Here is an 11,792-nt window from a genome sequence, read left to right on the forward strand (position 1 = left end):
GAGACTCCATGACTGTAATCGAAGAAGCAGCCCCGGTGACCGGTACGCCGCGCGTCCGGCGGGCGGGCGACCTCGTCGTCAAGTACGGCTTCCTGGTCGTGACGGCCGGGCTGTTCGCGTACTTCAGCATCAGCGAACCGACCTTCCGCAGCGGCTCCACACTGCTGGATGTACTGCGCTACGTCTCGGTCGCGGCCATTCTCGGGCTGGGCGTGACGCTCACCATGGCGGTCGGCGGGCTGGACATGTCCGTGGGCGCGGTGGCCGGGCTCGCGGTGTCGGTGGCGGCGCAGACCATGGTGGTGCACAACCAGATCGGGGTCATCGCGGTACTGGCCGTGCTCGGGGTGGGCGCGCTCGCCGGTCTGGTGAATGCCGTCCTGGTGGTGTTGCTGCGGGTGCCCGATATGCTCGCCACGCTGGGCACCATGTTCGCCATCTCCGGGCTGAAGCTGGTGATGGTGGACGGGCAATCGATTTCGCCCGGAATGACGCTGCCCGACGGTTCGACCGCGCCCGGCAAATTCACCTCCGGGTTCCTGTCCATCGACCGCGGCAGCGTGCTCGGCGTACCGAACTCGGTGCTGATCTTCGCGGTTCTCACGCTCGCGGCGTGGGTGTTCCTGGCCCGAACCCGGTGGGGGAGAGTGCTGTACGCGATCGGCGCGAATCGGGAGGCGGCGCGGCTGGCCGGGGTGCGGGTCGGTCGCTATCGCGGCCTGGCCTACGTGCTCTCGGCGCTGCTGGCCGCCACCGGCGGTCTCATTCTGGCCGCGCGCATCGGGCAGGGCGACGTGTCGGCGGGCAATTCGCAGCTGCTCGAGGCCGTGGCGGTCGCGCTGGTGGGGACCTCCGTGCTGGGCCGGGGTCGCCCGAATGTGTGGGGGACCGCGCTGGGCGCGGTGCTCATCGGCATAGTCTCCTCCGGACTCACCATCGCCGGACTGCCCTACTACACACAGGACGTCGTCGAGGGCGTGGTGCTCATCCTCGCGCTGGTCTGCAGTTTCACGCTGTCCGAAGGGAGAAGGTCGTGACCGGGAACTACCGGATTCTGGAACCCGCCGATGTGCCGGAGTACCTGCGCGAGCGGGGTTTCTGGGGAGCGGGCGAGGTGGATGTCCACGAGGTGTCCGACGGCAACCTCAACCGGGTGTTCATCGCGACCCGCCGCGATGACGGGCGCAGTGTCGCGGTGAAACAGGCGTTGCCGTGGGTGCGGGTGGCCGGGCCATCGTGGCCCATGAGTCCGGCTCGCGCGGACGCCGAAGCCCGTGCTTACCAACGGGTTCGGGCGGTCGCGGCGGACACCGTTCCGGTGCTGCACGACTACGATCCGGCCAACTACGCGCTGATTCTCGAGGATCTGTCGGATCTGCGCGTGCTGCGCGGTGTGCTCAATGACGGCGGCGGGTACGGCGGTGTCTCGACGGCCGTCGGGGTGTTCGTTGCCCGATTGTCCTTCGCCACCAGCGATTTCGGCTTGTCTTCGGCCGAACGCAAGGCGCTGATCGCGGAATCGGTGAATCCCGATCTGTGCAAGATCACCGAGGATGTCGTGCTCGCGGAGCCGTATATCGAGCACGAGCACAATCACTGGCACGAAGGCGTCGCCGACCTGGCCGCGGCCTTCCGTGCGGACGCGTCCTTGCGCACCGAGATCGCCGATCTGCGACACACTTTCATGACCGGTGCGCAGGCGCTGCTGCACGGTGATCTCCATACCGGCAGCATCATGGTCGGCACCCGCGACGGTGCGGAAGTGGTGCGCATCTTCGATCCCGAATTCTCCTTCGTCGGGCCGATCGGCTTCGACCTCGGTCTGTACTGGGGCAATACCATTGCCGCGGAGGCTCGCGCCCGCGCGCTCGGACATGTGACCGCACCCGGGGAGCAGCTCGCGCTGAGCTGGCAGGCGTTCACCAGTGAATTCCGCCGCCTGTGGCCTGCCCGGATCGATGACTTCTTCGACGACGCCTACCTCGAACGGTTCCTGCATCGTGTGTGGACGGATGCTCTCGGCTACGCCGGGGCCGAACTCGTCCGGCGCACCATCGGATTCGCCCATCTCACCGACCTCGATACCCTCCCGGATCCGGCTCCGGCCTCCCGTCATGCCCTCCTCGTCGGGCGTGAGCTGATCCTGCGCCGCGCCGACCTGCCCGACCCGGAGGCGGTAGCCGAGCTGATCGAGGGCACAGTGTTGTCGAGCGTGCTGTCGGAGAGCGCATCGGCTGGGGCCTGAGCAGTCACGGCTACACCCCACGGGTGAGGGACGTCTGGCTCCGGAGTACCGCATCGTGGTTCGCCAGTTGGCTCCCGAGGCCGACGTGTGCTCCGGTTATGGCTTCATAGCATGGGGGTCCGCCCAAGCTGTGGAGGACGAATGCTGAGATACGCCAAGGTGTTTGGTGCTGCCTGTGTATTGGCGCTGGCGCTGTGCGCCTGCGGAACGGACGGGCGGGGGAACGCTCCGGCAGCACCGAGCTATGCCGACGTGGGCACCATCCTGGACCGGTTGACCGGTGCCGACGGCGCACCCGGCGCACTGCTCGAAGTCAGTGACGCGCACGGCCGGACGGTCCTGACCCGCGGCGTCGCGAATATCGACACCCACGCGCCGATGGTGGGCGACAGCCGCTTTCGCATCGGCAGCATGACCAAGATGTTCGTCGCCACCGTGGTCCTGCAACTCGTGGGCGAGCAGAAGGTCGGGCTCGACACGCCGGTCGAGCAGTACCTACCCGGTCTGATCAAGGGCAATGGCAACGACGGACGCGATATCACCGTGCGCCATCTGCTCCAGCACACCAGCGGCCTGCCCGACTACGTCCAGTACCTGGACTTGACCGAGCTGGTCAGAAACCCTGGCGCACACCATGATCCACTCGACCTCGTGAACCTCGCACTCGACCATCCGCGCCTGTTCGCGCCCGGCAACGGCTGGCAGTACTCCAACACCGACTACGTGGTCGCGGGCCTGCTCATCGAGAAGGTCACCGGGCAGCCGTACGCAGAAGAGATCGAGCGCCGAATCATCCACCCCCTCGCCCTCGACGGCACCTCCGTCCCCGGAGACGACTCCACTATCCCGGGCGTCCATCCGCAGGGCTACGCCCGACCCGCGGACGCCCTCCTCGACATGACCGGAATCAACCCAACGGTGGCCGGCGCCTCCGGAGGGATGATCTCCACCGCCGGCGACATGAATCGCTTCCTGACCGCCCTCGTCAACGGCCAACTCCTCCACCCGTCCGAACTCCACGCAATGATGACAACCCGCCCCGCCGAAGACGGCTCCGGCAGCGCCTACGGCCTCGGCCTCATGAGCACCCCCCTCCCCTGCGGCGGCCTCTACTGGGGCCACGACGGCGGCATCCCCGGCTTCCGAACCCTGAGCGGCACCACCCCCGACGGCCGCACCGCCACCGCCATGTCCAACCAATACCCGGGAGGCTCCGACGCCCAAATCTCGGACATGAACACCGCCGTCGCCACCGCCCTCTGCGAAGGCAAACTCTCTCACGGCTCGTAATCGACTGCGGCCGAGATCAATTCGTTCGAAGGTACCGCCTGGGCGGTATGCTATTCGAAGATAATCCATTGGGCGGCAAAGCAATGCGGGCGAATCATCTCGCTTCGAGGGCGTATCGGGCGCACCATTGATACGGGTGACCCACTTCTCGCTATTACTCATCGCAAGTAAGGGAATCGAACAATGGCGCTCCCGACATCGGCGGAAATCGCTCCCATCGTTGCCTGGACCGGGCAGCACTCGGGCCAGACCGTCGACAGCAACCACAGTTACGGCACCGTGCAGTGCGACGACTCGAAAACCCTCTTCGTGAGCGGTCATCTCTACCGCACGAACCTTCCCAACCAGCAGTTCCACGTCTACTTCAAGCTGGATGGGGGCGCTCCGGTCTCCACGACCGAGACCTTCACGAGCACCGCCGACGGAACAGGAGACTTCGCCTTCTCCGTCGAAGGGATGACCTCGGGCACCCACGCGCTGGCCATCGAAATCAACCACCTCCCCGACAACCTCACCTACTACATGGACACCAGCACCGCCTCCGGCGGCAAAGGCGTCCCCTTCACCTGCCCCTAGTCCGAGTCAGGTTCGCCCACTGTTGCCGCCCTCTCGCGGAGGAAACATGAGCCCTGCATAGGGAGAATCCCCGGTCGAAAGTGATCGACCGGGGATTCCGTTGGGGTGCAACCGAAGTGAGGGTTACACGCTCTTGTTGAAGGCCTTGGCCTCGCGGCGGCGGCGGTGCAGGATCGGTTCGGTGTAGCCGTTGGGCTGGGTGGTGCCCTCGAGGATCAATTCCTTGGCCGCCTGGAAGGCGATGGAGGCGTTGAAGTCCGGAGCCATCGGGAAGTACGAGGGGTCTCCGGCGTTCTGGCGGTCGACGACGGGGGCCATGCGCTCGAGGGAGGCGATGACCTCGGCCTCGGTGACAATGCCGTGGCGCAGCCAGTTGGCCATCAGCTGGGAGGAAATGCGCAGGGTGGCGCGGTCCTCCATGAGGCCGATGTCCTTGATGTCGGGCACCTTCGAGCAGCCGACGCCCTGGTCGATCCAGCGGACGACGTAGCCCAGGATGCCCTGGGAGTTGTTGTCCAGCTCCTGCTGCTTCTCCTCGGCGGTCCAGTTGGTGTCGGCCGCGAGCGGGATCTCGAGGATCTCGTCGACGGTGGCACGTGGGCCGCCCTTGGCGATCTCGGCCTGCCGCTTGAACACATCCACCAGGTGGTAGTGGGTGGCGTGCAGGGTGGCGGCGGTCGGGGACGGGACCCACGCGGTGTTCGCGCCCGACTTCGGCTGGCCGATCTTCTGCTCCAGCATGTCGGCCATCATGTCGGGCATGGCCCACATGCCCTTGCCGATCTGCGCCTTGCCGGGCAGGCCGGTGGCCAGACCGGTGTCGACATTCCAGTCTTCGTAGGACTTGATCCACTGCTGGGCCTTCATCTCGGCCTTGCGGACCATCGGCCCGGCCTCCATGGAGGTGTGGATCTCGTCGCCGGTGCGGTCCAGGAAGCCGGTGTTGATGAACACGACCCGGTCCTTGGCGGCGTGGATGGACGCCTTCAGGTTCACCGTGGTGCGGCGCTCCTCGTCCATGATGCCGACCTTGAGGGTGTTGACCGGCAGGCCCACGACCTCTTCGATGCGGCCGAACAGCTCGTTGGTGAAGGCCACCTCGTCCGGGCCGTGCATCTTCGGCTTCACGATGTAGATCGAGCCGGTGCGGGTGTTCTTCAGCTTGGTGTCGCCGTTGAGGGCGTGTTTGGCGATCAGCACGGTGATCAGGCCGTCCATGATGCCCTCGGGCACCTCGTTGCCCTGCGCGTCGATGATCGCGTCGGACGTCATGAGGTGACCGACATTTCGCACGAACAGCAGCGAACGGCCGTGCAGCACAAGCTCACTGCCGTCCAGCGCGGTGTACACGCGGTCCGGGTTCATGGTGCGGGTGAAGGTCTTGCCGCCCTTGGAAACCTGCTCGGCCAGATCGCCCTTCATCAGGCCCAGCCAGTTGTGGTAGCACAGGACCTTGTCCTCGGCGTCCACGGCGGCGACCGAGTCCTCGAAGTCCATGATCGTGGTGACCGCGGACTCCAGCACGACGTCCTTGACGCCCGCGGTGTCGGTCGAGCCGATCGGGGATTCGGGATCGATCTGGATCTCGATGTGCAGACCGTTGTGCTTGAGCAGCACCGAGGTCGGGTTCGCGGGATCGCCCAGGTAGCCGACGAGGGCATCGTTGTCGGCCAGGCCGATCTCGGTGCCGTCCTCGAGGCCGACCACGAGCTCGCCGTCCTCGATCGTGTACTTGGTGGAGCCGACATGCGAGCCGGTGATCAGCGGCACCGCATCGTCGAGGAAGTTGCGGGCCCACTCGATGACCTTGTCACCGCGGACCTTGTTGTAGCCCGTGCCCTTCTCCGCGCCATTGGCCTCGGAGATGGCATCGGTGCCGTACAGGGCGTCGTACAGCGAGCCCCAGCGCGCGTTTGCGGCATTGATGGCGAAGCGGGCGTTCATCACCGGCACGACCAGCTGCGGTCCCGCCTGGGTGGCGATTTCGGCGTCCACGTTCTCGGTACCGATCTGGAAATCGGCCGGTTCGGGACGGAGATAGCCGATCTCGGTGAGGAACTGCTTGTAGGCAGCCTTGTCGTAGCCTGCGCCCGGGTTCGCGCGGTGCCACTCGTCGATCTTGGCTTGGATGTCGTCGCGTTCCGCCAGGAGTGCACGGTTGCGGGGGGCGAGGTCATTGATGACGGCCTCGGCACCCGACCAGAACGCGGCGGAATCAACACCGGTGCCGGGGAGGGCCTCGTTCTCCACGAAATCGTGGAGCACCTTGGCAACCTGCAGCCCGCCGACCTGAATCCGCTCTGTCATCTACTGCCTCATTTCGAGAAGCCGGGTGGAAAAAGTACGCGCGTCATATTACTCGCGGTTACCGGGCGGTATTTCACGGCCTCGGGGTTGGGGCCTCGACCGATGGGTCTTGTTTGTATCGATCGGTACATTTAATGTACTGGGTGGAACATTTTTCGGCGGGCCCTCGGGAGGGTGCGATTCATGGGAAAACCCTTGTCCGGCAAGGTCTCTGTGGTAACGGGCGGCAGCCGCGGACTCGGTCGCGAGATGGTGTTCGCGCTCGCCGAGGCGGGGTCGGATGTCGTGATCGCCAGTCGCAAGCTCGCGGCGTGTGAGGAAACAGCCACTGACGTGCGAGCCAAGACCGGGCAGCGGACGCTCGCGGTGGCCTGCAATGTCGGTGAGTGGGGGCAGTGCGAGCGGCTTGTCGAGGCGGCTTACGGCGAATTCGGGAAGGTCGACGTCCTGATCAACAACGCCGGGATGTCACTGCTCTACCCCAGCTTGGACCAGGTTTCCGAGGCCATGTTCGACAAGGTGATCGCCACCAATCTCAAGGGGCCGTTCCGGCTTTCGGCGCTGATCGGGGCGCGCATGGCCGCGGCGGGCGGGGGATCGATCGTAAATATATCTTCGATCGAGGCCGCGCATCCCGAACCGCTGGCGGTGCCGTATGCCGCCGCCAAGGCCGGTCTCGAGGCGCTGACCGTGGGTTTGGCGCACACCTACGGGCCGGGCGTGCGGGTCAATACGATCCGCTGCGGGCCCTTCGACACCGATATCGCCAAGGCGTGGCCCGAGCAGATGCGCGCGGAGTTGGCTCGGCACACCGCGCTCGGGCGGATCGGGGTGCCCGCGGACATTGTCGGGGCCGCGCTGTTCCTCGCCTCGGATGCCTCCGCGTTCTGCACGGGTGCGACGCTCGCGCTGGACGGGGGATTCCGGTGACCTCCGCGGTTCCGGCCCGCAAGCGCGGACGGCCGCCCGCCTCGGCCGCCGGACCGGGGGAGACCCGGGAGCGGATCGTGCGCGCGGCGCTGGAACTGTTCGCGGAGAAGGGATTCCACGGCACCGGCGTCGCCGAGATCGGGGATCGGGCCGATGTGCAGCGCGGGGCGCTGTACTACCACATCGGGTCCAAAGAGGAGCTGCTGTGGCAGATCCTGGCCGACTACACGCGGCTCATGCTGGCCGAGGCCGAGCAGATCGTGAGCGGGTCCGACTATCCGGTCACCAAGTTGCGCAAGCTGATTCACAGTCATGTGCGGCTGATTCTCGAGAACCGGCGGGCCGTCGCGATCCAGTTGCGCGATGTCACGGCCCTGACCGGCGAGCGCGGGCGCGAACTGCAGGAACTGCGGGACCGCATCCAAAGCCGGTGGCAGCAGGTCATCGACGCGGGCAAGGCGTCGGGTGTGCTGCGCACCGCCGATCACGTCGTCACCAACGGTCTGCTCGGCATGCTCAATTCGGTGACCTTCTGGTATCGCGCCGACGGGCAGCACACGCCCGACGAGATCGCCGACATTCTCTGCACCACCGTCCTGGACGGACTCATTCAACCGCGTAAGAGCACGAAAGGCTGATCATGGCTTGGGATTTCGAGACCGACCCGGAGTACCAGAAGAAGCTGGACTGGGTCGCGGAGTTCGTCAGGACCGAGGTGGAGCCCCTCGACCTGATCTACCCGAACCCCTACGACCGCGCCAATCCCGAGATCCGGGCATTGATGAAGCCGTTGCAGGAGAAGGTGAAAGAGCAGCAGCTGTGGGCCTGTCACCTGGGGCCCGAGCTCGGCGGACCCGGGTACGGGCAGCTGAAGCTGGCGCTGCTCAATGAGATGCTCGGCACCTCGCAGTGGGCTCCGCTGGTATTCGGCTGTCAGGCACCGGATTCCGGCAATGCCGAGATCCTCGCACACTTCGGCACGCCCGAGCAGAAGGCGAAATACCTGCAGCCGCTGCTGGATGGTGAGATCGGCTCCTGCTACGTGATGACCGAGCCGACCGGCGGTTCGGATCCGACCGCCTTCCGGACCCGTGCGGTTCGTGACGGCGACGAATGGGTCATCAATGGCGAGAAATGGTTCAACTCGGCCGCCGAATTCGCGACCTTCCACATCGTGATGGCCGTCACCGACCCGGAAGCGCCTCCGCACCAGCGGCTTTCCATGTTCATCGTGCCCGCCGACGCACCCGGCCTCGAGATCGTGAAGAACTTCACCGTCCCCGGCTTCAGCGAACACGAAGGCCACCTGCGGTTCTCGAGCGTCCGCATCCCCGCCGACTCGCTGCTGGGTGCCGAGGGGCTCGGCTTCATCGTCGCCCAGACCCGCCTCGGCGGTGGTCGCGTCCACCACGCCATGCGCACGGTCGCGTTGGTGCGCAAGGCCTTCGACATGATGTGCGAGCGCGCCGTGTCCCGCCCGATGGGCAGTGGCGTGCTCGGCGGCAAGCAGATGACCCAGGAGAAGATCGCCGAATCCTGGATCGAGATGGAGCAATTCCGGTTGCTCGTGCTGCGCACCGCCTGGCGCATCGACAAGGAACAGGACTACCGCAAGGTCCGCCACGACATCGCCGCCATCAAGATCGCCATGCCGAAGGTCATGCACGACATCGCCCAGCGGGCAATGCATCTGCACGGCGCACTGGGTGTGAGCAGCGATCTGCCGTTCACCGACATGATGACCTACGCCCAGATCATGGCCATCGCGGATGGCCCGACGGAGGTCCACAAGATCACCCTGGCCAAGGAGATCCTGAAGACCTACGCCCCCGCAGACCCGGTGTACCCCAGCGGATATCGCCCCGCCCTCCGCGAAAAGGCCCGCCAACTGGTCGCCGACCGTCTGGAACACACCGTCGGAAACCTCTGAGCGGCTCGCCGAAACCCACCACCAAGTTCGGGTCAGGGCGCGGGGGTGGGATCGTCGATGGTCTTGACGTAGTCGTCGACGTAGGTCGAGAGGATCTGCTCCACGGAGAGCAGGAATTTGGTGGCGTTCGCGGCGGTCGGGCCGCCGGGGTAGTCGCCCGCGCCGGCGACGAAGCGCCAGCCCTCGGACAGCAGCAGTTGCTGGGTGCGGCGGTTGGTCGCGACCCGCTGGTCGGCGTGGAAGATGGCGGCGCTGCCGGTGGCCACCACCGCCACACCGCCCGCGCACGCGGTGGCGGCGCGGATGAGCGAGCCCTCGAATCCGGCCAGACCGGTGACCACGGCGCTGGCGACCATGGCGGTGAAGCGGAGAAACTGTCCCCAGCTACGGAATCGGCCGGTGAGCCGGCCGGTGGCGGCGACCTCGCGGGCGTAGGTGCTGGTCCAGAAATCGTGAAACGCGGGGCCGACCGTGTCCCAGTTGATGACCGCGGCCATGGCGTCGGTCTGGGCTTTCGGCGATGAAGAACCTGCCACGCGGTCAGTGTGTCACGAGTGTCTCTCCGCCGCTCCACGGCGACGAGAACGGCTGGTAACCAAGGTATTTCGGGGCGGAACTCGAAGGTGTTCCGCGTGCCAGGGCAGCCTCGCGGACGCGCATCAGCCCTGTCGTGGTTCGATTCAGCCTTGTCGCGGTTCGATCCACAGGGCTTCGGCCAGAGCACACAGTTCGCCATCGGCGGTCGACAAGGCCACGCCGACAGTGTGTTTGCGGCCTTCGCGTCCGACTGTCCAAGCGTGCGAAACGTAGTCGGCTCCCGCATAGACCGGCCGCACTTGGGTCGCGGTGAGGGCGGCGGTGAACGCGCCACGACCCATCCCCGAATACACGAACGCCGCTCGGCCGCCGGGACAGTCGAGCGCCGACCAGACCACTTCGGGCGGCAGCTCCCCGGTCGCGTCGGCAAGCTTGGCATCGGGTGTCCACGCCGCCGCCATCATCCGCGCATCGGGCAACTCGGACGGAAACAGGCGCAATCCCCGGCCCGGCTCGCAGGCCAATCCGCAGCCGTAGCAGTCGGTCACCGTCCGAGCGCCCGACAACGCGATCTCGACAGCGGACCGTGCGGCCGCCCACGACGGCGCGGGCGGCGGATCGAGCGTGAGCGCGGACGGACTCGCCTCGACCAGGACCGTGTCCTCGCCAGCGGTGCATGCCGCGTGACCAGGTTCGCGGCTCGACACGTGAATGGGGGTGCCCACCATGACGGCGCGCCGGAAGTCGACTCGCACGACCTCACCTCCGGCATGCTTCGCGAGCAGTCCCGCGAGATACCCGCCGAACACCACGTCGGGATACCCGTGAACGTATTCGGGAAGAATGAGCGCTTCCGCCTGGGTCATGCTGAACGCCAACCTTTCCCGGCCACGCAGCCGATCATCCCTTCGACCATACCCAGCCCCCACCGCGCCGCTCCCGTGAGATTTCGCACCCGGGGTGCTTGCAGACCTCGGTAAGCGAATGGGCCGATTTCTGCACTAATCGCCTCCGGAAGGCAGTTTCCTGCCAACTCGGCCGCCATAGTGCAGGGTTTGGCCCATGATCATCTTCAGTCGAGTTGTCGCAGGCTAGGTGTGGTCATTCTCGGGGTCGCTCGACCACGCGGGGATGACGTCCTCGATCGCGTCGATCCGGTCCTGAACCACCTCGGCGCGCGCCACCAACTCGACTCGGTCGGGCTCGGTGAGGCTCTCGGCACCGAGCTTCTCGAATACGCAGGACAGCACCGACCGCAACTCCTCCAGCTCGCTCTCCGCCTCCACGAGGCTCCACCCTACGTGGGTGCACCGTTGGGGCTGCCGGTCAGGAGAGGGGGTGGAAGCCGCGTTGGGCGAGCATGATCGTCATCAGTCCGGCTTCCTGGGATTGGGTGGTGATCATGCCGCGGGCGGCCTCCTTCACCGGACCCGAGTCGATGAGGTGATCGACCGCCTTCGCCATGGCTACGCCGCCGGTGTGGTGGCGGAGCATGAGTTGCAGGAACTGGATTTCGGCATCCTTGCCGCGTGCGGCGGCGAGGGAATCCAGTTCCGTCTGGGTCGCCATGCCGGGCATGGCGGTGCCATTGGTGCTGATCATGGTCGGCATCGAATGATCGTGCGCAGCAGCCGAATTCATCCAGGACATGGGGTGTTTGGAGTCGGGGGAGGCGTTGGCCAGGCGGAGCCAGCCGAGCATGGTGCCGATTTCCATGCGCTGAGTGTCGGAGATCTGTTGGGCCAGTTGGCGAACCGTCGGGTCGACCCCGGAGTCGAGGCGCTGCACCATGATCAGGGCTTGTTCATGGTGGGCGGTCATGTCCTGGGCGAAGCCGATCTCGACCTGGCTGAGTATCGGCGGGGTGGAATGGTTCTCGGGAAACACCAGGGGGCGCAGGAGCATGCCGGTGGCGACGAGGGCGACGGCAAGCGCGGTCGCGATGAGGGGCCGCCGCACCCGATCGAACCGGCGGGC

General features: G+C 66.2%; 12 protein-coding genes. 7 read left to right on the forward strand and 5 right to left on the reverse strand.

The genetic code is table 11. The features are described from left to right. Nucleotides 1-8: 8 nt before the first annotated feature. From VMT65_RS23270 to VMT65_RS23285, 4 genes are all read left to right on the forward strand, one after another. Complete coding sequence (locus VMT65_RS23270; protein WP_326310492.1) at nt 9-1,037, forward strand: ABC transporter permease; 1,029 nt, start codon at nt 9-11, stop codon at nt 1,035-1,037. Then, nucleotides 1,034-2,245 (forward strand): S-methyl-5-thioribose kinase, encoded by a 1,212-nt coding sequence (mtnK, locus tag VMT65_RS23275; protein ID WP_326310493.1) that lies wholly within the window; start codon nt 1,034-1,036, stop codon nt 2,243-2,245. The genes VMT65_RS23270 and mtnK overlap by 4 nt, the downstream gene beginning before the upstream one ends. Nucleotides 2,246-2,386: 141 nt before the next feature. Beyond that, nucleotides 2,387-3,535: a serine hydrolase domain-containing protein gene (locus VMT65_RS23280; RefSeq protein WP_326310494.1), complete on the forward strand. Its 1,149-nt coding sequence runs from the start codon at nt 2,387-2,389 to the stop codon at nt 3,533-3,535. Between the two features lie 183 nt (nt 3,536-3,718). Next, complete coding sequence (locus VMT65_RS23285; RefSeq protein ID WP_326310495.1) at nt 3,719-4,111, forward strand: hypothetical protein; 393 nt, start codon at nt 3,719-3,721, stop codon at nt 4,109-4,111. A 123-nt stretch (nt 4,112-4,234) separates the two neighbouring features. Here the strand turns inward: VMT65_RS23285 and VMT65_RS23290 are convergent, their stop codons facing one another. After that, the gene (locus tag VMT65_RS23290; protein ID WP_326310496.1) at nt 4,235-6,418 is read right to left on the reverse strand and encodes a malate synthase G; all 2,184 of its coding nucleotides are present in this window, start codon (nt 6,416-6,418) and stop codon (nt 4,235-4,237) included. 183 nt (nt 6,419-6,601) lie between these two features. Between VMT65_RS23290 and VMT65_RS23295 the strand changes: the two genes are divergently transcribed. The 3 genes from VMT65_RS23295 to VMT65_RS23305 are packed head-to-tail and all read left to right on the forward strand — an operon-like array spanning nt 6,602 to nt 9,278. Further along, entirely contained in the window at nt 6,602-7,348 is a 747-nt protein-coding gene (locus VMT65_RS23295; protein ID WP_326310497.1) for an SDR family NAD(P)-dependent oxidoreductase, read from the forward strand. After that, on the forward strand, nt 7,345-7,986 hold the full coding sequence (locus tag VMT65_RS23300; protein WP_326310498.1) for a TetR/AcrR family transcriptional regulator: 642 nt from the start codon (nt 7,345-7,347) through the stop codon (nt 7,984-7,986). Before VMT65_RS23295 ends, VMT65_RS23300 begins: the two co-directional genes overlap by 4 nt. Before the next feature lie 2 nt (nt 7,987-7,988). Next, a complete protein-coding gene (locus tag VMT65_RS23305) occupies nt 7,989-9,278 on the forward strand; it encodes an acyl-CoA dehydrogenase family protein (protein WP_326310499.1) in 1,290 nt (429 codons plus the stop codon). Between the two features lie 32 nt (nt 9,279-9,310). Here the strand turns inward: VMT65_RS23305 and VMT65_RS23310 are convergent, their stop codons facing one another. The 4 genes from VMT65_RS23310 to VMT65_RS23325 form a co-directional block, all read right to left on the reverse strand. Then, nucleotides 9,311-9,814, reverse strand: coding sequence for a DUF4231 domain-containing protein (locus VMT65_RS23310; protein WP_326310500.1), 504 nt, complete (start codon nt 9,812-9,814; stop codon nt 9,311-9,313). Between the two features lie 144 nt (nt 9,815-9,958). After that, nucleotides 9,959-10,681: a PaaI family thioesterase gene (locus tag VMT65_RS23315; RefSeq protein ID WP_326310501.1), complete on the reverse strand. Its 723-nt coding sequence runs from the start codon at nt 10,679-10,681 to the stop codon at nt 9,959-9,961. A 225-nt stretch (nt 10,682-10,906) separates the two neighbouring features. Further along, a complete protein-coding gene (locus tag VMT65_RS23320) occupies nt 10,907-11,101 on the reverse strand; it encodes a hypothetical protein (RefSeq protein ID WP_326310502.1) in 195 nt (64 codons plus the stop codon). A gap of 40 nt (nt 11,102-11,141) precedes the next feature. After that, the gene (locus VMT65_RS23325) at nt 11,142-11,720 is read right to left on the reverse strand and encodes a DUF305 domain-containing protein (RefSeq protein WP_326311169.1); all 579 of its coding nucleotides are present in this window, start codon (nt 11,718-11,720) and stop codon (nt 11,142-11,144) included. Nucleotides 11,721-11,792: the final 72 nt, after the last annotated feature.

It is taken from the genome of Nocardia sp. CDC153 (assembly GCF_035818515.1).
GTDB lineage: Bacteria > Actinomycetota > Actinomycetes > Mycobacteriales > Mycobacteriaceae > Nocardia.

Bases quoted from the DNA above. Each gene is read 5' to 3' on its own strand.
- VMT65_RS23305 (WP_326310499.1), top strand. From the start codon at position 7,989: ATGGCTTGGGATTTCGAGACCGACCCGGAGTACCAGAAGAAGCTGGAC.
- VMT65_RS23295 (WP_326310497.1), top strand. From the start codon at position 6,602: ATGGGAAAACCCTTGTCCGGCAAGGTCTCTGTGGTAACGGGCGGCAGC.
- VMT65_RS23315 (WP_326310501.1), bottom strand. From the start codon at position 10,681: ATGACCCAGGCGGAAGCGCTCATTCTTCCCGAATACGTTCACGGGTAT.
- VMT65_RS23280 (WP_326310494.1), top strand. From the start codon at position 2,387: ATGCTGAGATACGCCAAGGTGTTTGGTGCTGCCTGTGTATTGGCGCTG.
- VMT65_RS23270 (WP_326310492.1), top strand. From the start codon at position 9: ATGACTGTAATCGAAGAAGCAGCCCCGGTGACCGGTACGCCGCGCGTC.
- VMT65_RS23325 (WP_326311169.1), bottom strand. From the start codon at position 11,720: ATGCTCCTGCGCCCCCTGGTGTTTCCCGAGAACCATTCCACCCCGCCG.
- VMT65_RS23290 (WP_326310496.1), bottom strand. From the start codon at position 6,418: ATGACAGAGCGGATTCAGGTCGGCGGGCTGCAGGTTGCCAAGGTGCTC.
- VMT65_RS23285 (WP_326310495.1), top strand. From the start codon at position 3,719: ATGGCGCTCCCGACATCGGCGGAAATCGCTCCCATCGTTGCCTGGACC.